The following is a 21,627-nucleotide window of genomic DNA, read 5'->3' as shown; positions in this document are numbered from 1 at the left end:
CGGCCGTCGATCCGCCGTCAATCAGCCAGTAGCTCGGCGATGATCGCATTCAGAACGAGTACGCCCGAATCCGACACTGAAATTTCGTGCCCCTCGTCGTGGATCATGCCGGATTCGGCCAAAATCCGGCGACTGCGTAGGTTCAGGCGAAGTGGTGACATCGCGTTGAATCTGTCAACGTCTAGAGGTTCCGTGAGCCGTAGACACATCATGAGGTATTCGGTGGCCTGTTCCTCGGCCGGGATCGGGTGGCGCGGCACCTCGCCGCTGCCGTTTTCCGCCGCTGCAAGCCACAACCCCGGCGAACTGTGGCATTCGGTTGCCTGCCGCGTCCCGGTCACGGTCAGGCGCCCATGCGCGCCGGGGCCGATGCCGGCATAATCGCCGTAACGCCAATAAATCAGGTTGTGGCGGGATTCGGCCCCCTTCCGCGCGTGGTTCGACACTTCGTATCGCGGCAGGCCCTTTGCCGCGCAAAGCTCTTGGGTCAGTTGATACATGTCCGCCGAAAGATCCTCGTCCGGCAGGCCCCGCAACTGCCCGCGCGCGAACCGCTGGCCGAAGGCCGTGCCGGGTTCGATGGTCAACTGATAAAGCGACAGGTGATCCGCCGCCATGGCCAGCGCCTCGGTCAGTTCCTTGCGCCAGGCGGCCAGATCCTGGCCCTGACGCGCATAGATCAGGTCAAAGCTTATACGTTCGAACTGCCGGCGCGCGATATCATGGGCGGCGCGGGCTTCGGCGACATTGTGAAGGCGGCCGAGACGGCGCAGGGCATCGTCATCAAGCGCCTGAACCCCGAGCGAGACCCGGTTGACCCCGGCATCGCGGTAGCCGGCAAAGCGGCCCGCCTCGACCGAGCCGGGGTTGGCCTCGAGCGTGATTTCGATGTCATTGGCGAAAACCCAGTGTTCCTGCGCTGCCTCGATCACGGCCGCGACGGTTTCGGGCTGCATGAGGCTGGGGGTGCCGCCACCGAAAAAGATCGAATTCAGCACGCGCCCCGGCGTTTCGGCGCCGAGCCGGGCGATTTCACGGCGAAAGGCAGCGGCCCAGCGGGGATGGTCGACGCGGTCGCGGGCGACGTGGCTGTTGAAATCGCAATAGGGACATTTCGATTCGCAGAACGGCCAGTGCACATAAAGCCCGAATCCGCCCTGTTGCCAGTCTTCAGCCAAAGCAGTCCGCCACGAATTTCTCGAAGGCCCGCGCCCGGTGGCTGATGTGGTTCTTGTCCCAGCGATCCATCTCGCCAAAGGTCTGCGCATGGCCGTCGGGTTGAAAGATCGGGTCGTAGCCGTGCCCCTGCGTCCCGCGCATGGGCCAGACGATGCGCCCCGCCACGTGCCCCTCGAAAATCTCGCAGCCCCCGTCCGGCCAGGCCAGGGCCAGGGTACAGCAGAAGCGGGCGCGGCGGGGCTCGGCGGCTGCCCGGCTTTCGAGTTCGTTCCAGACCCGTGTCATGGCCATGTCGAAATCGCGGCCTTGCGGTGTCTCGGCCCAATCGGCGGTATAGACGCCGGGCGCGCCATTCAGTGCCTCGACCTCGAGCCCGGAATCGTCGGCAAGGGCGGGCAGGCCGGTCGCGCGCGCGGCGGCTTCGGCCTTGAGCCGGGCATTGCCGGCAAAGCTCGTCTCGGTTTCCTCCGGCACCGGCAGGTTCAGTTCCGCCGCGCCGGTGACCGACACGCCGAAGGGTTCGAGAAGATGCGCAATCTCTTCCAGCTTGCCGCGGTTGTGGGTCGCGACCAGAAGCCGGTCACCGATCCGCCGCCCGGTCATTGCACCGCTGCCTGTTGCGCCGCGGCCAGTTCGCCCACGCCTTTTGTTGCCAGATCAAGCATCTGGTCCATCTGATCGCGGCTGAACAGCGTTCCCTCGGCCGACATCTGCACCTCGATCAGACGGCCCGAGCCGGTCATGATGAAATTGCCGTCAACGCCGGCCTCGCTGTCCTCGGGATAATCGAGGTCCAGCACCGGCTGCCCGGCGTAGATCCCGCAGGACACCGCCGCGACCGGATCCAGCAGCGGATCCGACAGGATTTCGCCGGCCGCCATCAGCCGGTTCACGGCAAGGCGCAGCGCGACCCAGCCGCCGGTGATCGCGGCGCAGCGGGTGCCGCCGTCGGCCTGTATCACGTCGCAGTCGATGGTGATCTGGCGCTCGCCCAGGGCGCTGCGATCCACGCCCGCGCGCAGGGCCCGCCCGATCAGGCGCTGGATCTCGACCGTGCGTCCGCCCTGACGCCCCGTCGCCGCCTCACGCCGCATCCGCGATGATGTGGAACGCGGCAGCATCCCGTATTCCGCCGTGACCCAGCCGAGCCCCGATCCCTTGATGAAGGGCGGCACGCGGGTTTCGATCGAGGCGGTGCAAAGAACATGCGTATCGCCGATACGGATCATGCAGGATCCTTCGGCGTGTTTCGTGATGCCCGTCTCGATTGAAATCGGGCGCATTTCGCTTAAATCTCGTCCTGAAGGGCGCATCTGATATCCTTGTGGAATTTGGCCACGGGATAGCGTCCGCTGCGGGAGCGATGCAAGCATTGACCTTGAAGGCCAGCGGAATTTAATGGCGCCTTGTGGAGGAAATCCGCCATGACTGACACGCTGAGCCTGCTGGGAGAGCTCGACAAGCGCTCGCGCGAGATATTCCGCCGGGTGGTCGAAGCCTATCTCGACAGCGGCGACCCGGTGGGGAGCCGCACCCTTACCCGGACGCTGAGCGAAAAGATCAGCGCCGCGACCGTGCGCAACGTGATGCAGGATCTCGAACACCTCGGCCTGCTCGACAGCCCGCATGTGAGCGCGGGGCGGGTGCCGACCCAGATGGGGCTGCGGATGTTCGTTGACGGGCTGCTCGAGGTCGGCGACCTGAACGAGACCGACCGGCAGAAGATCAACGAGACGCTTTCCAGCAACACCGCCGATGTGGGGGCGATGCTGGATCGCGTGGGGGCGGCGCTGTCGGGCGTGACCCGGGGCGCATCGCTGGTGCTCAGCCCCAAATACGAGACCGCGATCCGCCATATCGAATTCGTCAGCCTCGGGCCCGACCGGACGCTGGTGGTGCTGGTGTTCTCGGATGGTCACGTGGAAAACCGTCTGTTCAAGCCACCCCCCGGCCAGACGCCGAGTTCGATGCGCGAGGCGGCGAATTTCCTCAATGCGCTGATCGAGGGCAAGACCCTGGCCGAGGTACGCCGCATGATGCAGCGCGAGATTGCCGCACGCCGGCAGGAAATCGACAGCCTGGCCCATGAAATGGTGGAAAGCGGGCTTGCGGCTTGGGAGGGCGACGACGTGGATTCGGCCCGCCTGATCGTGCGGGGGCGTTCGAATCTGCTGGAGGGCGGCGACGAGGACGGGCTGGAACGGATCCGGCTGCTGTTCGACGACCTCGAGCGCAAGCGCGACATCGCCGAATTTCTCGAACTGGCCGAAGAGGGCGACGGGGTGCGTATCTTCATCGGCTCGGAGAACAAACTTTTTTCACTTTCGGGTTCCTCTCTGGTTATTTCCCCATATATGAACGCAGATCGTAAGGTGATTGGGGTGATCGGCGTGATCGGACCCACGCGCCTGAATTATGGGCGGATCGTGCCCATTGTGGATTACACGGCGCAACTGGTGGGTCGGTTGATCGCCGACCGGAGCTAGAGGTAAAACATGGCAGAGCCGAAGAACGACGACTTTCTCGACGACCTTGCCGAGGCCGAGGCGGAAGAACTGGCCCGAACCGGCGAAGAGATCACCGACGAGGCGGTGGCGCTTGACGAGTTGCGCGCCGAGCGGGACCAGTTGCGCGACCGCTACATGCGCGCGCTTGCCGATGCCGAAAACGCCCGCAAGCGGTCGGAGCGCGACCGCCGCGAGGCAGAGCAATACGGCGGCTCCAGGCTCGCCCGTGATCTTTTGTCGGTTTACGACAACCTGAAGCGGGCGCTCCAGTCCGCGGGGGACGAGCAGAGCCCGGCTTCGGCTGCACTGCTCGAGGGCGTCGATCTTACCATGCGCGAGCTTCTGAACATATTCGCGCGCCACGGAATTACCCGCATCGCGCCGGAAGTCGGCGAGCGTTTCGACCCGAACCTGCACGAAGCCATGTTCGAGGCCCCGGTTCCCGGCACCCGCGCCGGCGATATCATCGAGGTCTCGACCGAGGGTTTCCAGCTTCACGACCGGCTGTTGCGACCGGCGCAGGTCGGGGTTTCCTCCACCCCCGCTGCCTGACCTCGGCAGCACGGCATCCCGGCGCGGCGCCGTTTTCCATGCGCCGCGTGTTCCGGGCGGGCGCCCTCGCGCCCGCCCGTTTGCATCGGTCCGGGCCGGCATGTTCCAAAAAATCACGGTGACAGGGTGACTTGAAGGTCAGGTCGCTTGCCTATCCGTTGTGATCACGCAATAGTCCGCAGAAATGGCCCGGATGGACGCTCTGCGCTGAGTTGCGATGACAAAACCAACTTTTCTCATTGTCGGCGTCTGCGCCGGGCCCGGCAATTTCGAGTTGCTCAGCGCGTTCCTTGCCGGGCTTCCCGCTTCGGGGCCGCTTGCCGTGGTCGTTGCTCTTTGCGACGGCGCCTTGGCTGGCAATGAATTTTGCACATCGCTCGCCATGGTGGCCGGCCGTCCGGTTGAACAGGCCGTTGACGGGGCCGAGATTCACCCCGGCCGGATCCTTGTCGGGCCGGAGGGGTCGGCGTTGCTTTTGCGGAACGGACGATTGCATGTGGACGCAAGCGGGAACGGCGATGTGCGCCACGTGCTGGACGGATTTTTCCTGTCGCTGGCCGATGCGCAGCGGGACAACGCCGCCGCGGTCGTCTTGTCCCTTGGCAGCAACGATGGGGTCGAGGGTCTGCGGCAGGTCAGGAACAGCGGCGGGCTGACTTTTGCCGCCGCCGATGGTGCGGTCATCAATGGCCCGATTGCGCCGGATCTGGCCGAGTTTCTTTTGCCGGCGCGGGAGATCGGCGCAAGGCTCGGTGCGCTGATCGAGGAGCGCAGCCGCTCGCGCGCCGGCCCTGCGCCAACGCCCGGTGCCGCCCGGAGCCCCGCCGGATTGGCCGAGCGGCAGATCCTCGATCGTCATGCGCCGCCCTATGCGGTGCTGCGCACTGACGGCCATGTGGTCTGTCTGTCAAAGACCGCCGCCCGCTTTCTCGAAGTTTCCTGGAACGAAACGTCCGGCCGCATCTTCGACATGATTCAGCCCGCGCAGGAGCCGAGCCTGACAACGCTGTTGCAGGAGTCCGCACAAGAGCAGGCGCCAAGGCTGTTTCACGGGCGGCTTGAGCGCGGCGAATCCGTCCTTTTGCGCATCGAGCCCCTGAGCGGCGAAATTCCAGAGCCGCTCTTGCTCGTTCTGTTCGAGCGGGCCGGGATCCTGCCCGTTGCTTCCGCTGCCGTGGCGGAAACGGCGGACGAGGACTTGCGCCGGCGGTTTCAGTTTATCGCGCGGAAATACGAGATCGCGCAGGAAGAACTTGAAGTCACGAAGCGGATGCTCGAGCGCAGCCATGGCGACCTTCGCAATCTGTGCGATTCGGTCGGGCTCAACGTGCTGTTTCTGGGCCGGAACTTGACGCTGCGCGGTTTTACCCCGACGGCTGCCGCCACCTTCAATCTGCGCCCCGGCGATGTGGGCCGCCCCTATGCCGAGCTGTCCGGCACTCCCGATTATCCCGAGTTCGAGCCGCAGGCCCAGGAGGTTCTTCGATCGGGAGAAATGCGCGAGCGGCAACTCGACCGCGATGAAAATGGCCTGCATCACCTTGTGCGGCTGAACCCGTATCGCGACTTCGAAGGCGAGATTCAGGGCGTCGTGTTGACCTTCATCGACGTCACCCGGATGGCCGAGGCCGAGGAACAGCAGGCGGCCATGATCGCGGAGCTCAATCATCGGGTCAAGAACATGCTGACGGTGGCGCTCGGCGTGGTGAAATCGACCCTCGCGCACAGCGGCTCGATCGCAGAGATCCGCAAGGTATTGTTTCCGCGGCTGCGCAATCTGGCCGGCTCCTATACCCTGCTCAGCCAGAGCGACTGGAGCGCGGTTTCCCTGCGCGACATCCTCGCCATGCAGCGCAGTTCCTATGAGGGCGAACGGTTCGCGATCAGCGGCCCGGTTATCAGGCTCGATCAGGAGCAGGCGCTTGCGATCAGCATGATCCTGCATGAACTGGCGACCAATGCGGTGAAATACGGGGCGCTGTCCGTCCCGGAGGGGAAGATCACCATTTCCTGGAGCGAAGAGGCCGGAGAACTCACCCTGCTCTGGATCGAACGCGACGGCCCCCCGCCCGCGGCCGAGGTCAAGGGCAGCGGCTTTGGGTTTACCATGATCAAAGGTCAGGCCGAGCTTCAGCTGGGCGGCACGGCGGAATCGGAATTCGACGAAGCCGGCCTGTCGTTCCGCCTGAAATTTCCGCTCAATTTTCCGTAACAGGCACCGGTTCGCCCGGAAAAGCCCCGTTTCGCGGGCGCTTTCCCCTGCAGACGATGCGCAGATCCACGTTCGGGCCTTTGGTTCCACCGGAAAACCTGAATCTGCGCGGATCCGGCGGGTCTGTGCCGGGTGAATTGGCCCGAAACGCAAGATCCCGCTGGCGGTTTTGCATGTGGGGGCGCCCGCGCCTAGTTTTGCGTCGACCGGTCGCGGAGCCGCCGTTGCCGGACGCAAAACCAGAGCAGAGAAGGAACCGTCATGCTCCCACGTCACAAGATTACCGCTGCGACGCTCGCCGCCGCTCTCATGGCCGCACCGCTGTCCTTTGCCGTTGCTCAGGAAGGCGTTGCTCCCGAAGGGACCGAAGCCATGCCCGAAGCAGCCCCGGAAGCAGCGCCCGAAACGGCACCCGAGGCCCCGGCCGCGACGCCCACGCCCGATTTCGACGATGCGCAGATCGACGCCTTTGCGAATGCGGCGCTGAAGGTTGGTGAAATCCAGCAGAAATATGCGCAGCAGCTTGAAGGCGTCGAGGACGAGGCCGAACAGCAGCAGCTGGTTCAGGAAGCGGACACCGAGATCCGCGCCGCCATCGAGGGGATGGATAACATCACCATCGAAGATTACCTCGAGATCGATCAGGCCGCGACGATGGACGAAGACCTGACCCGCCGCATTGCCGAGCGCATGCAGCAGATTCAGGCCGAACAGACCGAACAGGCCGGCTGACCGCTCCGGGCAACCGAAGTTCTATCGTGAAACAGAAACGGGCACGCCGGCATTGCGGCGTGCCCGTTTTCAGTTTCCGGGGCGGGGGCGCCCCGCAACGCGTTAGCGCTGCTGCGTGGCCGGGAACTCTATGTTGATCTCGAGGCTCGAGAGCTCATCACCGCGATCCATGCGGATATCGACCGCGTTATCTTCGATCTTCAGATGACGGCGAATCGCGGCGAGTATGTCGCGCTGCAGTTCGGGCAGGCAATCGGGGCCGGGGCCGCTGCGTTCATGGGCCAGCAGGATCTGCAGGCGGTCGCGGGCTGTTTCGGCCGATCTGGCCTTGCGGGGGCGAAAGGAGAAACCGAACATGATCAGGCCGTCCGTCCGAAGAGCCGCTGGAACAGGCCGGGTTTGCGCTCGCCTTCGATGCGCATCTCGACCTGATCACCGGCGAGCCGCGCCACCGCGTCCTTGTAGGCGGCGGCGGCATTCGAGGGCCCGTCCAGCACAACCGGCGAGCCGACGTTCGACGCGCGCAGCACCGCGTGGCTTTCCGGGATGATCCCGAGCAGCGGCACGGCGAGGATTTCCAGCACGTCCTCCACCGACATCATGTCGCCGCCCGAAGTGCGCTGCGGATCATAGCGGGTCAGCAGCACCTGCGCCTTGATCGGCTCCGACTCGGCGGATTCGGCCCGGCGGGTCTTGCTGCTGAGAAGCCCGAGCACCCGGTCGCTGTCGCGGACCGAGGACACTTCGGGGTTGGTGACCACGACTGCCTCGTCAGCGAAATACATGGCCAGTTGCGCGCCGCGTTCGATCCCGGCGGGGCTGTCACAGATGATATAGTCGAATTCCTCGCGCAGTTCGTCCAGAACCTTTTCCACGCCTTCCTTGGTCAGCGCGTCCTTGTCCCGGGTCTGCGAGGTCGGCAGGATCGACAGGTTTTCGAGCCGCTTGTCCTTTATCAGGGCCTGTTTCAGTCTCGCATCGCCCTGGATCACGTTGATGAAGTCGAACACGACGCGGCGTTCGCAACCCATGATCATGTCGAGGTTGCGCAGCCCCACGTCGAAGTCGATCACCACCGTGCGGAAACCCTTCTGCGCCAGTCCGGCACTGATCGCGGCGGCGGAGGTGGTCTTGCCGACGCCCCCTTTGCCCGAGGTGATGACGATGACCTTGCTTTGCCTGGGGTGTTCCTGTTTCATCTCGGTCGTCATGCAAGCGTCTCCATGCAAAGCCTTTGTTCGCTGAGGTAGATCTGCACGCTGCGTTTCCTGACCGCGTGCTCGATATTGTCGCTGGTGCGGTAGAGCCCGGCAATGGCGACCAGTTCGGCATCGAGGCTCTGACAGAAGATCCGCGCGGTTTCGTCGCCGTGCACGCCGGCCAGGGCCCGGCCCCGCAGGATGCCGTAGACATGGATATTCCCGCGCGCAATGAGTTCGGCGCCCGATGCGACATGTCCGGTTACGATCAGGTCGCCGTGTTCCGCCACCACCGACTGGCCGGAACGCACCGGGCTGGTAATAAGCCGGCTTTCCTGCGGCACCTCGCGGCGCGGGGCGACGAACTGTTCGCGCGGCTGCGGCTCGGGCCGGCGTTCGGGGCGGGGTGCGCGCTGGGGAACGTCATGGCCGGCCTTGATCGGGATCAGTCCGGCCTCGGCCGCGGCTTCGATCTGGCGCGGGCTGGCATTCTGCACCCCGAAGGGCGCAAGCTTGCGCTGTTCGAGCGCCGCGCGCAGGTCGCGCATCACCGTGCCGTCAAGGTCGGGCGCCTGCGCCATGTCGAGAATCAGCGGCGCATCGGTCAGGAAGTGCGGCATCCGCTCCAGTTGGCTGTCAAGCCCGGCATAGAACGCGGAATCCGGCATGCCCTCCAGCAGCAGGGCGACCGCAGTCAGGAACCGGCCCCGGAACTGGACGGCTCCGACGCTTGTAAATGCGTTTTTACTGGTGCTTTGCTGTTGTTGCACGCCTCGTCTGATGCTCCTGCTCGGGAAGGGCGCAGATTCATGTCTGTCCCGTTTGCCCCTGCCTAATCGCTTTGCGGGCGGGCGTCCACTCCTCCTGCACAGGCGGGGCGACCTCGGCAAACATGTGCTGGCAGGCGCTGCCTCAGGTTGCAAGCGCCAGGTTGTCGATGAGCCGCACCCCGTCGAGCCATGCCGCGGCAAAGATCCGCGCCGGGCGGGCAGGGGCCGGGGCAGAGGCGGCGGTTGCGGGCGAAAGATCGTCCTCGTGGCGCAGATCGAAATAGTCGACCGGGCCGAATCCGGCGGCCTGCAATGCCGCCCGGCCGCTGGCGAGCGCCGCATCCGGTGCCGTGCCCTGCCGGATCGCGGCGGCGGTTTCGGCCATGATCCGATGCAGCGCGGGCGCGGTGGCGCGGGCCTCCGGCGAAAGCCGCAGATTGCGCGAGGACAGCGCAAGCCCGTCCGCTTCGCGCTGGGTCGGGCAGGCGACGATTTCGGTGCACAGGTCAAGATCGCGCACCAGCCTGCGGATCAGTTGAACCTGCTGGAAATCCTTTTCGCCGAAAAAGGCGATGTCGGCCCCGGTCTGCAGCAAAAGCTTGGTCACCACCGTCGCCACCCCGTCGAAATGCCCGGGGCGCGAGGCTCCGCACAGCACATCGCTGATTCCGGCGACCGTAATGGTCGTTGCAAAGCCTTCGGGATAGATCTGGTCGGGATCCGGTGCATAAAGCACATCGGGCCCGAGCGGGGCGAGCGCCTTTGCGTCCCGGTCCTCGCTGCGCGGATAATTCGCCAGGTCTGTCGGGTCGTTGAACTGGCGGGGATTGACGAACAGCGTGACGATGACCCGATCCGCGGTCTTTCGCGCGGCCTTCACAAGGGCAAGGTGCCCGGCATGGAGCGCACCCATGGTCGGAACGACGCCGATACGATGCCCCTGCCGGTGCCAGTCGCTGACGAGCGCGCGCAGGGCGGATTTGTCGCGGATGATCTTCATGGCCGGCTTAAAGCGGGAAAAACATGCTGATTGCAAGGGACGTGCTCAGCCCGACGATCAGGTTCATCGGAATCCCGATCTTGAGGAAATCGGCAAAGCGATAATTGCCCGCCCCGTAGACGAGCGTATTGGTCTGATAGCCGATCGGGGTGGCAAAGCTTGCGCTCGCGGCGATCATCACGGTGACGGCCAGCGGACGCGGATCGACCCCGAGCTCGGCCGCGAGCGCGATCGTGATCGGCGTAAACACCACGGCAACCGCGTTGTTGGTCACGATCTCGGTCAGGAAAGACGCGGTATAAAAGACCGTCAGCAGAACCAGGAATGGTGGCAGCCCGCTCAGAATCGGGGCCAGCACATCCGCGATCATGGTGATGGCCCCGCTTTGCTGAAGCCCGGCCCCGACGATCAGCATGGAAAAGATCAGCACCAGGATCGACCCGTCGATGGCGGCCCAGGCCTCGTCGTTGTCGATGCAGCGCAGCACCAGGATCGCCGCGACCGCGATCAGCGACAGGATGCTGATCGGCATGACGTTCAGGCTGGCAAGGGCGATGATTCCGAGCAGGGCAATGATGGCGATGGGGGCCTGGCGCCGCCGATAGGCGCGCCCGGCCGGTTCGGTGATGGACGCCACGTCGCCGGCTTCGGCAAGCACCCGGAACCCCTCGGCCGGCCCCTCGAGCAGCAGCTTGTCCGCCGGGCGCAGGCGCACGTTGGACAGGTCGACGCCGGCGATATGGCCCTGCCGGAAGGCGCCGAGCACCCGCACGCCCCGCGTCCGCCCGAGCGTCAGATCCGCGATGCGCCGCCCGACATTTCGGCGGTTCGGGGTGACGATGGCCTCGACCACGCGAAGCTCGGCTTCCTTGTCGGGCTCCGACGTGGGCAGCATCCCGACCCGCAGCCCCTCGTGTTCGACAAGGGTCAAAAGCTCTGACGTGGTGGCCATGACGACGATGCTGTCGCCCTTCCTGAGGACATGTTCGTTCAGGTCGCCGCGCTTGATGTCGCGCCCGCGTTTCACCCCCCGGACGCGCACACCGTCGCGTTTGAAATCGGCCATCTCGCCCAGCGGTTCCCCAATACCCGCATAGGTGTCGAGGATCAGGATTTCCGAGAGGTAGGGAATTTCGGCGTCCTCCGCGGCCCCGTCGTCGCCCTGGCGGTCGGGCAGCAGCCAGCGCCCGAGGATCAACAGGGTGAGCGCACCGGCCAGCGATGCGACAAGGCCGACCGGGGTGATTTCGAAGATCGAGAACGGCTCCATGCCGTTCTGCCGTGCGATCCCGTCCACGATCAGGTTGGTCGAGGTGCCGATCAGCGTGAGCGTGCCGCCGAGAACCGCCATGTAGGACAGGGGAATCAGCAGGCGCGTGGCGGCAAGGCCAAGGCTGCGGGCGAGGCGGATCACCACCGGGATCAGAACCAGGACCACCGGGGTGTTGTTCATGAAGGCCGATGCGACCATTGCGGCGAGCAGGAACACCGTCGTGGCAAGCCTTGGGCGTTCCTTGGCGCGGGACACCACGAAGTTGGCGAGCGTGTCCAGAACCCCGGTGCGCACCAGCGCGCCCGAGACCACGAACATCGCGGCAATGGTGATCGGGGCGGAGTTCGAGAAAACCGCCATCGCATCCTCGTAGGGAACGAGGCCGAGCAGAATGAAAAGCGCCGCCGCTCCGCTTGCCACCACGTCCGGGGGATATTTTTCCAGCGTGAAGATGACAAACAGCAGGAACAGGATCGCGAGCGCCACAAAAGGCGCGGTCTCTCCCAGAAGAACGCTCATTGTGGTGTGGACCCTGATGGAATCGAAATGCCGTGGCATGTTGCCACGGCATCCGTTGCGGACGCAACGTCACTTCGGTCATTCGGCGTTGTCGAACCCGCGTGTCCTGACCTGCTCGCGTGCGCTCGGGTGCACCGACTCCCGGAAGGGCACCTCACAGACCACGGCCTGCGCCGGCTCGCCGCCGCGTTCGCTGTAGGCTTCGGGCAGTTCCACAAGAAGCTGCGTGCCCGGCTCTGCCATGGTCGGGGGAACGAAGGCCAGCGCGATATTGGTGGCGAGTTCCGGGGAATACCACGGCGAGGTCACGTAGCCGCAGCGCCGCCGCTCGCGATCGGAAACAAGCCAGAAATCCGGGGCATAATCGGTGATCGGCCTGCCCCCGAAGCGCAGCCCCACCATGGTGAGCGCAAAGGGGAAATCGCCGGATTCGATCCGGGTGCGCTGGGCCTCGAGCGCGGCCTTGCCAATATAGTCACGGGTTTTCCTGCGCGGCACCTGATAGCCGAGGTTGACCTGAAACGGCGATGTTTCGGCATCCATGTCCTGCCCCCAGCTCAGGATTCCGGCGGCGATGCGGCGCTGGTGGGCCGGGGCGATCACCTTCAGACCATAGCGGGTGCCGGCGCTGCGGATCGCATACCAGACCTTTTCCGCCGTCAGGGTGGCGTCGCGCACGTAGACCTCGTAGCCGCTTTCGCCGGTAAAGCCGGTCTGGCTGATCACCACCGGACAGCCGCCGATCTCGGCCTCCATGAGCCCGTAATAGGGCAGATCGGCCACTGCCGGCCCCGCCAGATCCTGCATCAGCAGCATTGAGAGCGGTCCCTGGATCTGCAGCGGAGAAACGTCGATCTCGTCGATCTCGACATCCCAGTCGCGGCGCGCGTTCACTCCCTGGAACCACAGCAGGATGTCGCTGTCGGACAGCGAGAACCAGAATTCGTCCTCGGAAAGGCGCAGCAGCACCGGGTCGTTCAGGATTCCGCCCTTGTCGTTGCAGAGGATGCAGTATTTCCCGTGCATCGGTTTGATACGCGTCGCATCGCGGGTGATGACGGTGTTGACGAAATCTTCGGCATCGGGGCCCTGAACCCGGATCTGGCGCTCGACGGCCACGTTCCACATGGTGACGCCGCTGACCAGCGCCTGGTATTCGGCCGAGGGCCCGCCTTCCTCCATGCTCACATATCCGCGCGGGTGATACATCCGGTTATACACGGTCGCCCGCCAGCAGCCGGATTCGATCGACAGGTGCCAGAAGGGCGATTTGCGCACCCGGGTCGAAATCAGCATTTCGACCGGCGTGCGCCCCGACTGGCGCAGGTTGATCGGCACGATCCGGTCGGACTGGTCGATTTCCGGGATGTTCGGGTGATTTTCGGTGACATCAGACATGGTCACATCGGGCATGGCGCACACTCCTCTCGGCAAAAGAACGGCACCCGTTACTTACATATAAGGCCCGATCGGCAGGAATGAAGCCGCTCGCGAAAAATGGTTCGGTCTCGACCAGGGCGTTCGGCACCCGGAACGGGATTTCGGAACCGAACGCGGCCTATTGCGTTGGGCTGCCGGAAAACACGTTTCACGGAGGAGAAAATGATGTCGAATTTGTTCCGCTCCACAAGCATTCTGGCCGCGGTCGCCATGCTCGCGACCGCACCCTTGGCTGCCTATGCACAAGACGACACAACGGGCACCGACGCGCCCCAGACGCTGGATGAACCCGCCGACGGCACCGGGACACCGGCCGAGGACGGCACCATGGATACCGCGCCCGACGGCACCATGGACGACACCGCTCCCGACACGGCCCCCGACGGCACCATGGATGATACCGCGCCTGACGCGACCATGGATGACGGGCTTGACGACACGACAGACGGCACGACAGACGACATGGACGGCACCGGCGACGTGGTCACGGGTGACGAGACCGATGCGGAAGAAGCCGCCGCGCCGGTCGAAGGGCAGATCATCATGCAGAGCGAGGATACGATACTCGGCAAGGATCTGATCGGCTCCACGGTCTATACCGCCAGCGGTGACGAGGCGGTGGGAAGCATCTCGAACCTCATCATCAACCTCGACGAGGGCAGCATTCAGGGCGTGGTGATCGGGGTCGGCGGTTTCCTTGGCATCGGCAAGAAGCTGGTCGCCATCGAAATGGACAAGCTCGACGTCACCACGGACGAGAATGGCAACACGCAACTGACCACCAGCGCGACCCGCGCCGACCTTGAAGCGGCGGAAGAGTTCGTCAGCGCCAAGGAACAGCAGTCGGACGCCGGCGGTGACGGAATGGGCGACGAGCCGGCCTCGGATCCGATGCTCGACCAGTAATCCTGTAATCCCGCGCAGGCGGGACCATCGTCGGCCGCAACGCGGCCGACCTTCCCCCCCCGGGGCGGCAGCGGCAGCGCTGTCGCCCCATTTTTTGGCCTAGACCAGCCGCGTCGCCAGAAGCTGCCCCTCGTGTTCCAGCATCGGGTAGGCGACCGAGGCGATCCGGCTGTTGAATTCCTTGAGGGCGCGCAGCGTCTCGAGATGTTCGTCGCTCGACTGAAAGCTGAGCTCCGTGCCCTCGCTCAGTCGGCGCAGATGGGCCAGCCGGTTGCGCCGCTCGGTGCGGGCAATCTCGTCCTTGGCCTCGGCCAGGAGGCGCGCGCTTTCAAGGTCGTCCGAGATCAGCACGCTGAGCGCGAGCCGCAGGTTGCTGATGATCTGCTCGTGCATGGACAGCAGTTCCTTCAAACCGCTGTCGGAAAAGCGGATGCGCCGCTCGCTGCGCTCCTGTGCGATCGGCAGCAGCTGCTTGACCACGATGTCGCCGGCGGCCTCGATGGCGATGGCGTATTCCAGCAGGTTGCGCGCCTGCTCATAGGCGTCTTCGCCAAAGCTTTCCGGGTTGATCCGGGCCACGTAGCGGCGCATCCCGTCCAGCGCCTCGTTCACCACCTGGTCCACCTGACGCAGCGCCTGCATGCGGGGTTTGTCGAATTCCTGGTAAAGCTCCATCACCGGGCGCATCTGGCTCTCGACGATCTGCAGCATCCGCAGCACCTCGCGGCGCAGATCCGCAAGCGCGAGCCGGGGATTGTCGCGCACGCTTTCGTCCAGAACGCTGCGGTGGCTTTCGGGCAGGGCCTCCGGGTGCACGGTGGGGGCCGGCGGCACGAGCCGCCTTGAGATCCTGTCGGCAAGCCCGACCAGCGGCAGGCCGACGAGCAACAGCAGCACATTGAACAGGACATGGACATTCACCAGCGTCTGCCCGGTGTTGTGCCCCTCGATCAGCGGCAGGACCGGCAGTTGATTGACGCCGACCAGCGCGAGCACCGCGAAGCCGCAGGCCAGCACCATGCTGGCCATCGGCACCCGCCGCCCCATGGGCGGCATCCCCCGCGCGAGCCAGGCGGGGATCAGCGCCGAACCCATGTTCGCGCCGAGCACCAGCGACACCCCCGCGAGAAGCGGAATCGCCCCGATCTGCACCAGCGTGACGCAAAGCAGGATCACCGCCACCGACGAGAACATGATGAAGGCAAGCGCCAGCCCGACCAGCGCCGCGGTCACATAGTCGCTTTCCAGGTATCCCGCGATCAAGGGCAGGAAATCGCTGTCCGAGATCGGCTCCATCGTCTCGCGCAGGAACCGCAGCGAGATCAGGATGAAGGCGATCCCCATCAGGATGCGCCCCGCCTGCCGGACGCCGCGCCGCTCCGAACGCAGGAACAGCCCGCCCCCGAGCGCGAGCAGCACCGGCACCAGCCAGCCGAGCGGGAACGACAGGATCTGGATCAGCAGCGCCGAGCCGAGATTGCCCCCGAGGATCAGCGACAGCCCGGCCGGAAAGCTGAGCGCCCCGGTGCCGGCAAAGCTGGCCGCAAGCAGGGCAACGGCGGATGAACTTTGCAGGACGATGGCAAAGACCAGCCCCATTCCGGCAGCGCCCAGACGGTTGCTGCGCTGGGTCATCACCCGCTTGAACGAGGGGCCGAACGCGCGTTCGATCCCGGTGCGCACCATGCGAACCGCATAAAGCAGGAGCATCACCGCCCCGGCCAGTTGGACAAGGAACCAGAGGATCGTCATGAGGAACGACGTTCGCCTATCCCGCCCGCATGTGCAAGGATGCCGCCCGGTCGCCCTGCCGGCGCGGGTGCAATCGCACAGTAAATTCAGTCGCGAACAGACCGGATAATGTCGGAATTGACGTGACAGTGCGTTGCGGATGGCCGAGACTGCGCCCTGCGAACCGCTATTCCATCGGCTGCGGCCGGAAGGAATCGGCACCAGAACCGACGGGGAGGAATCGATGTCTGACGAATTGAAATATCTCGGAAAACTCGCAGCGATGGGCCGGCTCGACCGGCGGGCTTTTCTGGGCCGCGCCGCCGCGCTTGGCGTTACAAGCACGCTTGCCGGCACGATGCTTGCGAAGGCTGCCCGCGCGCAGGGCCCGGTCAAGGGCGGCGTGATGCGGGTCGGGCTCGGCGGCGGTCAGAGCACCGACAGTTTCGATCCGGCGCTTTCGTCCAACGAGGCTCCGAACGCGATGATGTCGTTCTTCGGCGAAAAGCTGTTCGAGGTCTCGCCCGAAGGGGAACTCGTCTACCGGCTGGCCGAGGATCACGGATCCTCGCCCGATGCGCAGATCTGGACCTTCAAGATCCGCAAGGGCGTGACCTTTCACAACGGCAAGACCGTCACGCCCGAAGACATCATGGCCACCATGGAGCGCCATTCCGACGAAAGCAGCAAGTCGGGCGCGCTGGGCCTGATGGCGGGCATCGACCGGATGCGGGCCGAGGGCGACGAATTCATCGTCGAACTGAAGGAACCGAACGCCGACCTGCCCTATGTGATGGCGGATTATCACCTCGTGATCCAGCCGAACGGCGGCAAGGACAACCCATCCGAGGGCATCGCCGCCGGCCCCTACCGCGTCGCGGTCGAGAATGCCGGCGTGCGCTATGTCTTCGAGAAATACGAGGATTACTGGGACGACGAACGCGGCCACGTGGACCAGATCGAGGCGCTGGTGATCAACGACGACTCCGCCCGCGTCTCGGCGGTGCAGTCGGGTCAGGTGCACATGATCAACCGCGTGCCGCCGCGCCTTGCCGCGCGGATGGAGAACGTTCCCAATGTCTCGGTCAAATCCGTGCCGAGCCGGGGGCATTACGTCTATGTGATGCACTGCAATACCGCGCCGTTCGACAACAACGACCTGCGCATGGCGCTGAAACTCGCCATGAACCGCGAGGAGCTTCTGGAAAAGGTGCTGTTCGGCCACGGCACCATCGGCAACGACATCCCCGTGAACGCAGCCTATCCGCTGTTTTCCGACGATATCGAACAGCGCGAATACGACCCCGAGCAGGCGGCCCATTACTACAAGAAATCCGGTCACGAGGGGCCGATCACCTTCCGCACCTCGGACGTGGCCTTTCCCGGCGCGCTCGACGCGGCGCAGCTTTACCAGCAGAGCGCGGCCCAGGCCGGGATCCAGCTCGACGTGGTGCGCAGCCCGGGTGACGGATACTGGACCGAGGTCTGGAACAAGGAACCGTTCTGCAACTCCTACTGGAACGGGCGCCCGACCCAGGACATGATGTATTCGACCAGCTATCAGACCGGTGCCGACTGGAACGAGACCAAGTTTTCGGATCCCGACTTCGACAAGCTGCTGGCCGAGGCCCGGGGCGAGCTTGACGTGGACAAGCGCACCGACATGTATCGCCGCCTTGCCATGACCATCCGCGACGAAGGCGGCGTGATCTGCCCGATGTTCAGCAATTTCGTCGATGCGATCTCGGATCAGGTCGAGGGCTGGCACGACGACCCGAACTTCCCGCTGATGAATGCGCTCGCGCCGGTGAAATGCTGGCTCAAGGCGTGATGGCCTGACCCGACACAAGCAACCGGGCGGCGCGATTTCGTCGCCCGGTTTTCCGTTTACGACTGCTTGAGGGCAATGGTCATGCAGAACGTGCTCATCACCGCCGGGGCAAGCGGCATCGGCCGGGCCATGGCCGATGCCTTCGCCGAGGCCGGCGCCCGGGTCTGGGTGGTCGATTCGGATGCCGAGGCGCTGGGCACCTGCCCGCAGGAGTGGCGCCGCGACCGTCTGGACGTGACCGACGAGGCTTCGGTTGCCGATCTCTTTGCCCGGCTCCGGGCGGAGTGGGGCGGGCTGGATGTTCTGTGCGCCAATGCCGGCGTCGCCGGGCCGACCGCGCTGATCGAGGATCAGCCGCCCGACGGGTTCCGCCGCTGCGTTGCGGTGAACCTTGAGGGCGCCTTTCTGTTCACCCGCGCGGCGGCGCCCCTGATGAAGGCGGCGAAACGCGGCGCGATCATCTTTACCTCGTCCACCGCGGGGATGTTCGGCTATCCCAATCGCGCGCCCTATTCGGCCGCGAAATGGGCGGTGAACGGGCTGATGAAGACTGCGGCGATGGAGCTTGGCCCCTTCGGCATCCGCGCCAATTCGATCTGTCCCGGCTCGGTCGAGGGGCCGCGGATGGAGGGGGTGCTCGCACGCGAGGCGGCGGCCAAGGGCACGACGCGCGACGCCATCTATGCCGGTTATGCGAGCGGCACCTCGATGCGCAGTTTTGTCGAGGCGAAGGACATCGCGCAGATGGCGGTGTTTCTGGCCTCGGATGCGGCGCGGTTCGTCTCGGGGCAGATCATCGCCGTGGACGGGCATACCGAAAACCCCGATCCCAAGGTCTGATCCGGGCCGCCCGCGGTTTACGCCCCGAAGGCTTCCGGTTTGCCCGTCGCATGATTAGGTTGCTGACAGGCGGGGCCGGTGTCGCCGGCCGAGAGGGGTATTTCTGATGCGCGAACAGGCTGGAACCACGATCGAGTGGCGGATCGGCGGCATGGACTGCGGCTCCTGCGCGGCCAAGGTCCGGGGCGCGGTCGAGCGGCTCCCGGGCGCGGGGATGGTCGAGGTCACGCTGATGAGCGAACGCCTCCGGGTCGATCTGGACGCGACCCGCACCCCGCCCGCCGTGGTCGAGGATGCGGTGCGCGCGCTTGGCTACACGATTTCGCAACCGGTCGAACCGGGCGCATCAGGGCCGGACGGCAGCCCCGGGGCTGATGCCGCGCAGCCCTCCGCGCGCTGGTATTCCGGCGCGAAGGGGCGGCTCGTGATCGGGACCGGCTTGCTGCTTGCCGGTGCGACGCTGGCGCGGTTCCTGCTGCCGTGGGACATCGCCTATTGGGGATTCGTCCTTGCCACGCTTGCCGGCATCATCCCGGTCGCGCGCCGTGCCTTCGCCATGCTGCGTGCCGGGATGCCCTTTACCATCGAAATGCTGATGAGCATTGCCGCCGTGGGCGCGCTGGTGATCGGCGCCCCGGAAGAGGCCGCGGTGGTCGTGTTCCTCTTTGCGGTCGGAGAACTTCTGGAAGGCGTCGCGGCCGATCGCGCACGCCACGGGATCCGGGCGCTCGGCCGGCTTGTTCCGCGCAGCGCGCTGCTGAAGGACGGCGACGCTTTGCGCGAAATTCCGGCGGCCGACCTGCGCATCGGACAACAGGTTCTGGTGCGCCCCGGCGCCCGGGTGCCGGCGGATGGCGTGGTGGTCGAGGGAATCTCGGGCGTCGATGAAAGCCCTGTGACCGGCGAGAGCATTCCCAGCACGAAACAGCCGGGCGCCGCGATCTTTGCCGGTTCGGTCAATACCGAAGCGGTGCTCGTGGTCGAGGTGACGAAAGCGCCCGCCGACAACACGATCGCCCGCATCATCCGCCTTGTCGAAGAGGCCGAAAGCGCCCGCGCCCCGACCGAGCGGTTCATCGACCGTTTCAGCCGTATCTACATGCCCGCCGTGGTGGGGTTTGCGCTGCTGGTGGCGCTCGTCCCGACGCTCGGGTTCGGGCAGGACTGGGGCACGTGGATTTACCGTGCGCTTGCGCTGCTGCTGATCGGATGCCCCTGCGCGCTGGTGATCTCGGTGCCGGCCTCCATCGCCTCGGCGCTGACCGCGGGCACCCGCAGCGGGCTGCTGCTGAAGGGCGGCGCGGTGATCGAGGCCGCAGCCCGCACGCGCCGGGTCGCCTTTGACAAGACCGGCACCTTGACCATGGGCCGGCCCGAGGTCAGCGACGTGGTTGCGCTTGCCGGGGAAGAAAGCGATCTGCTGGCGCTCGCCGCGGCGGTCGAGCAAGGGTCGAGCCATCCTCTCGGCCTTGCCATCATCGCGCGGACGGAGGCCGATGGAGTTGCCATTCCACCGGCGTCAGACGCGCGGGCCATTCCGGGCATGGGTGCGGTGGCTGTTGTCCATGGCGCCGAGATCACTGTGGGGTCTCCCCGCCATGCCGCTGAAATCGGCGCGGCCGGGCCGGACATTGACGCGCGGGTCGAGGCGCTCGAAGCCGAGGGCAAGACCGTGGTCGTCGTGCTGCGCGAAGGCCGTGCCCTTGGCCTTGTCGCCCTGCGCGACGGGCTGCGCGGCGATGCGGCGGCGGGGGTGTCGCGGCTTGCGGACATGGGCATCAGATCGGTGATGCTGACCGGCGACAATGCCCGCGCGGCGGGTTCCATGGCCGGGATGCTGGGCATCGACCACCGGGCCGGGCTGCTTCCCGAAGACAAGGTCGCCGCGATCCGCGAGATGGCGGCGCGCGACCCCGTGATGATGGTCGGCGACGGCATCAACGATGCGCCCGCGCTTGCGGCGGCCCATCTTGGCGTGGCGATGGGATCGGGGACCGACGTGGCGCTTGAAGTGGCCGACGCGGCGGTGCTGCGCAACCGGGTCGGTGACGTGGCGGCGATGATCGCGCTGGCCCGTGCCGCCATGCGCAACATTCGCCAGAATGTGGCCATTGCGCTGGGGCTCAAGGGGATATTCCTGGTCACGACCGTGTTCGGCTTTACCGGGCTCTGGCTTGCGGTGCTGGCCGATACCGGGGCGACGGTGCTGGTGACGGCGAACGCGCTGCGGCTGCTGCTGTTCCGGCCGGACCGCGATGAACCGCCGCGCAAGGCACGGCCGCCGCAGGCCCCGCTCAGCGTCTGCGCGAAAACCGGCTGACGATTACCCGCCTTTCGGCAGCAATCCGCCTGTTTCCGTCCGCGGAATTTTTTGCGTGAACCAGCGCCCGACCTTCCTGTTGGTCAGGTGCAGCGGCCGAAAGACCAGCTGCGGGGAAATCTGTATCTGGAGGGAAACATGAAATATCTTGCCTATACCGTCAGCATTGCCGGTCTTGTCGCGTCGCTCGGCGGCGCTGCACTGGCACAGGATGAAACCGATACCGCGCCCGATCCTGAAACCGTGACCTGCGCCGATTTCGTGACGCTGAGCGCCGACGAACAGCGCGACGTTCTGGATCAGCTGAAGGCGTCGGACAGCAGCACCGACACAGAGGCCGACGCCGGCGCCGACATGGGTGCGGATGCCGATGCCGGAGCCGATACGGATACCGGTGCCGACATGAGCACTGACACCGACACCGATACCGGCGGGGATGTCACCACCATGGAAGGCGACGCAGGTGCCGACACCGACCTGAGCGCGGACGCCGGCGCAGACGCCGACACCGATGCGGATATCGAAGCCGTGATTTCCGCCTGCGAAGGCGATGCGACGGCGCTGGTTTCGGACGTTGCGCCGTAAACGCAGGGCTGACGGCGGCCGGTGCCTGACA

19 protein-coding genes are annotated in these 21,627 nt (G+C 65.5%); 9 read left to right on the top strand and 10 right to left on the bottom strand.

The genetic code is table 11. The features are described from left to right. Window positions 1-17 precede the first annotated feature (17 nt). Genes hemW through rph form a run of 3 tightly spaced genes read right to left on the bottom strand, consistent with a single transcriptional unit; the run spans window position 18 to window position 2,492 of the window. A complete protein-coding gene (gene hemW / locus B0B01_RS06800) occupies window positions 18-1,178 on the bottom strand; it encodes a radical SAM family heme chaperone HemW (RefSeq protein ID WP_076648929.1) in 1,161 nt (386 codons plus the stop codon). Next, window positions 1,171-1,782, bottom strand: coding sequence for an RdgB/HAM1 family non-canonical purine NTP pyrophosphatase (gene rdgB / locus B0B01_RS06795; protein WP_076648927.1), 612 nt, complete (start codon window positions 1,780-1,782; stop codon window positions 1,171-1,173). Before rdgB ends, hemW begins: the two co-directional genes overlap by 8 nt. After that, the gene (gene rph / locus B0B01_RS06790) at window positions 1,779-2,492 is read right to left on the bottom strand and encodes a ribonuclease PH (protein ID WP_076648925.1); all 714 of its coding nucleotides are present in this window, start codon (window positions 2,490-2,492) and stop codon (window positions 1,779-1,781) included. Before rph ends, rdgB begins: the two co-directional genes overlap by 4 nt. A gap of 111 nt (window positions 2,493-2,603) precedes the next feature. On the opposite strand from rph, the gene hrcA reads away from it, so the two are divergent. From hrcA to B0B01_RS06770, 4 genes are all read left to right on the top strand, one after another. Further along, window positions 2,604-3,665: a heat-inducible transcriptional repressor HrcA gene (gene hrcA / locus B0B01_RS06785; protein ID WP_076648923.1), complete on the top strand. Its 1,062-nt coding sequence runs from the start codon at window positions 2,604-2,606 to the stop codon at window positions 3,663-3,665. Window positions 3,666-3,674: 9 nt separating this feature from the next. Next, a complete protein-coding gene (locus B0B01_RS06780) occupies window positions 3,675-4,238 on the top strand; it encodes a nucleotide exchange factor GrpE (protein ID WP_076648921.1) in 564 nt (187 codons plus the stop codon). 217 nt (window positions 4,239-4,455) lie between these two features. Continuing rightward, the gene (locus tag B0B01_RS06775) at window positions 4,456-6,450 is read left to right on the top strand and encodes a chemotaxis protein CheB (protein WP_076648919.1); all 1,995 of its coding nucleotides are present in this window, start codon (window positions 4,456-4,458) and stop codon (window positions 6,448-6,450) included. Window positions 6,451-6,711: 261 nt separating this feature from the next. After that, entirely contained in the window at window positions 6,712-7,182 is a 471-nt protein-coding gene (locus tag B0B01_RS06770) for a DUF4168 domain-containing protein (RefSeq protein ID WP_083946082.1), read from the top strand. 102 nt (window positions 7,183-7,284) lie between these two features. On the opposite strand, the gene minE is transcribed toward B0B01_RS06770, so the two are convergent. From minE to B0B01_RS06740, 6 genes are all read right to left on the bottom strand, one after another. After that, window positions 7,285-7,539 carry a cell division topological specificity factor MinE gene (gene minE, locus B0B01_RS06765; protein WP_076648915.1) on the bottom strand — a complete coding sequence of 85 codons (255 nt, stop codon included), beginning with the start codon at window positions 7,537-7,539 and terminating at the stop codon, window positions 7,285-7,287. Window positions 7,540-7,541: 2 nt separating this feature from the next. Further along, complete coding sequence (gene minD, locus B0B01_RS06760) at window positions 7,542-8,393, bottom strand: septum site-determining protein MinD (protein WP_076648913.1); 852 nt, start codon at window positions 8,391-8,393, stop codon at window positions 7,542-7,544. After that, window positions 8,390-9,049: a septum site-determining protein MinC gene (gene minC, locus B0B01_RS06755; RefSeq protein WP_234967722.1), complete on the bottom strand. Its 660-nt coding sequence runs from the start codon at window positions 9,047-9,049 to the stop codon at window positions 8,390-8,392. The genes minD and minC overlap by 4 nt, the downstream gene beginning before the upstream one ends. A gap of 244 nt (window positions 9,050-9,293) precedes the next feature. Further along, entirely contained in the window at window positions 9,294-10,151 is an 858-nt protein-coding gene (gene panC / locus B0B01_RS06750) for a pantoate--beta-alanine ligase (protein ID WP_076648909.1), read from the bottom strand. Window positions 10,152-10,158: 7 nt separating this feature from the next. Beyond that, on the bottom strand, window positions 10,159-11,943 hold the full coding sequence (locus tag B0B01_RS06745) for an SLC13 family permease (RefSeq protein WP_076648907.1): 1,785 nt from the start codon (window positions 11,941-11,943) through the stop codon (window positions 10,159-10,161). 78 nt (window positions 11,944-12,021) lie between these two features. Further along, window positions 12,022-13,356 (bottom strand): glycine cleavage T C-terminal barrel domain-containing protein, encoded by a 1,335-nt coding sequence (locus tag B0B01_RS06740; RefSeq protein WP_234967721.1) that lies wholly within the window; start codon window positions 13,354-13,356, stop codon window positions 12,022-12,024. Window positions 13,357-13,545: 189 nt separating this feature from the next. Between B0B01_RS06740 and B0B01_RS06735 the strand changes: the two genes are divergently transcribed. Continuing rightward, on the top strand, window positions 13,546-14,289 hold the full coding sequence (locus B0B01_RS06735) for a PRC-barrel domain-containing protein (protein WP_076648905.1): 744 nt from the start codon (window positions 13,546-13,548) through the stop codon (window positions 14,287-14,289). 99 nt (window positions 14,290-14,388) lie between these two features. Here B0B01_RS06735 and B0B01_RS06730 read toward each other — a convergent pair whose 3' ends face one another. After that, complete coding sequence (locus B0B01_RS06730; RefSeq protein WP_076648903.1) at window positions 14,389-16,041, bottom strand: Na/Pi cotransporter family protein; 1,653 nt, start codon at window positions 16,039-16,041, stop codon at window positions 14,389-14,391. 223 nt (window positions 16,042-16,264) lie between these two features. Here B0B01_RS06730 and B0B01_RS06725 point away from each other — a divergent pair, with 223 nt between their 5' ends. The 4 genes from B0B01_RS06725 (at window position 16,265) to B0B01_RS06710 (ending at window position 21,596) form a co-directional block, all read left to right on the top strand. Then, window positions 16,265-17,851 (top strand): ABC transporter substrate-binding protein, encoded by a 1,587-nt coding sequence (locus B0B01_RS06725; RefSeq protein WP_076650095.1) that lies wholly within the window; start codon window positions 16,265-16,267, stop codon window positions 17,849-17,851. Between the two features lie 81 nt (window positions 17,852-17,932). Beyond that, window positions 17,933-18,691 carry an SDR family oxidoreductase gene (locus B0B01_RS06720; RefSeq protein ID WP_200805407.1) on the top strand — a complete coding sequence of 253 codons (759 nt, stop codon included), beginning with the start codon at window positions 17,933-17,935 and terminating at the stop codon, window positions 18,689-18,691. Window positions 18,692-18,797: 106 nt separating this feature from the next. Further along, on the top strand, window positions 18,798-21,011 hold the full coding sequence (locus B0B01_RS06715; protein ID WP_083946078.1) for a heavy metal translocating P-type ATPase: 2,214 nt from the start codon (window positions 18,798-18,800) through the stop codon (window positions 21,009-21,011). Between the two features lie 138 nt (window positions 21,012-21,149). After that, window positions 21,150-21,596 (top strand): HdeA/HdeB family chaperone, encoded by a 447-nt coding sequence (locus tag B0B01_RS06710; RefSeq protein ID WP_143733018.1) that lies wholly within the window; start codon window positions 21,150-21,152, stop codon window positions 21,594-21,596. Window positions 21,597-21,627: the final 31 nt, after the last annotated feature.

This window comes from Pontibaca methylaminivorans (assembly GCF_900156525.1).
In the GTDB taxonomy this organism is placed as follows: domain Bacteria; phylum Pseudomonadota; class Alphaproteobacteria; order Rhodobacterales; family Rhodobacteraceae; genus Pontibaca; species Pontibaca methylaminivorans.
This window is presented reverse-complemented; position numbering and strand designations above follow the sequence as displayed.

Excerpts from the sequence above, each read along its gene's own strand:
- B0B01_RS06745 (WP_076648907.1), bottom strand. The coding sequence starts at position 11,943 with ATGAGCGTTCTTCTGGGAGAGACCGCGCCTTTTGTGGCGCTCGCGATC.
- hrcA (WP_076648923.1), top strand. The coding sequence starts at position 2,604 with ATGACTGACACGCTGAGCCTGCTGGGAGAGCTCGACAAGCGCTCGCGC.
- rph (WP_076648925.1), bottom strand. The coding sequence starts at position 2,492 with ATGCGCCCTTCAGGACGAGATTTAAGCGAAATGCGCCCGATTTCAATC.
- B0B01_RS06780 (WP_076648921.1), top strand. The coding sequence starts at position 3,675 with ATGGCAGAGCCGAAGAACGACGACTTTCTCGACGACCTTGCCGAGGCC.
- minD (WP_076648913.1), bottom strand. The coding sequence starts at position 8,393 with ATGACGACCGAGATGAAACAGGAACACCCCAGGCAAAGCAAGGTCATC.
- minE (WP_076648915.1), bottom strand. The coding sequence starts at position 7,539 with ATGTTCGGTTTCTCCTTTCGCCCCCGCAAGGCCAGATCGGCCGAAACA.
- minC (WP_234967722.1), bottom strand. The coding sequence starts at position 9,049 with ATGCCGGATTCCGCGTTCTATGCCGGGCTTGACAGCCAACTGGAGCGG.
- B0B01_RS06720 (WP_200805407.1), top strand. The coding sequence starts at position 17,933 with ATGCAGAACGTGCTCATCACCGCCGGGGCAAGCGGCATCGGCCGGGCC.
- B0B01_RS06740 (WP_234967721.1), bottom strand. The coding sequence starts at position 13,356 with ATGCCCGATGTGACCATGTCTGATGTCACCGAAAATCACCCGAACATC.
- B0B01_RS06735 (WP_076648905.1), top strand. The coding sequence starts at position 13,546 with ATGATGTCGAATTTGTTCCGCTCCACAAGCATTCTGGCCGCGGTCGCC.
- B0B01_RS06710 (WP_143733018.1), top strand. The coding sequence starts at position 21,150 with ATGAAATATCTTGCCTATACCGTCAGCATTGCCGGTCTTGTCGCGTCG.
- B0B01_RS06730 (WP_076648903.1), bottom strand. The coding sequence starts at position 16,041 with ATGACGATCCTCTGGTTCCTTGTCCAACTGGCCGGGGCGGTGATGCTC.
- B0B01_RS06715 (WP_083946078.1), top strand. The coding sequence starts at position 18,798 with ATGCGCGAACAGGCTGGAACCACGATCGAGTGGCGGATCGGCGGCATG.
- panC (WP_076648909.1), bottom strand. The coding sequence starts at position 10,151 with ATGAAGATCATCCGCGACAAATCCGCCCTGCGCGCGCTCGTCAGCGAC.
- B0B01_RS06725 (WP_076650095.1), top strand. The coding sequence starts at position 16,265 with ATGTCTGACGAATTGAAATATCTCGGAAAACTCGCAGCGATGGGCCGG.
- rdgB (WP_076648927.1), bottom strand. The coding sequence starts at position 1,782 with ATGACCGGGCGGCGGATCGGTGACCGGCTTCTGGTCGCGACCCACAAC.
- B0B01_RS06775 (WP_076648919.1), top strand. The coding sequence starts at position 4,456 with ATGACAAAACCAACTTTTCTCATTGTCGGCGTCTGCGCCGGGCCCGGC.
- B0B01_RS06770 (WP_083946082.1), top strand. The coding sequence starts at position 6,712 with ATGCTCCCACGTCACAAGATTACCGCTGCGACGCTCGCCGCCGCTCTC.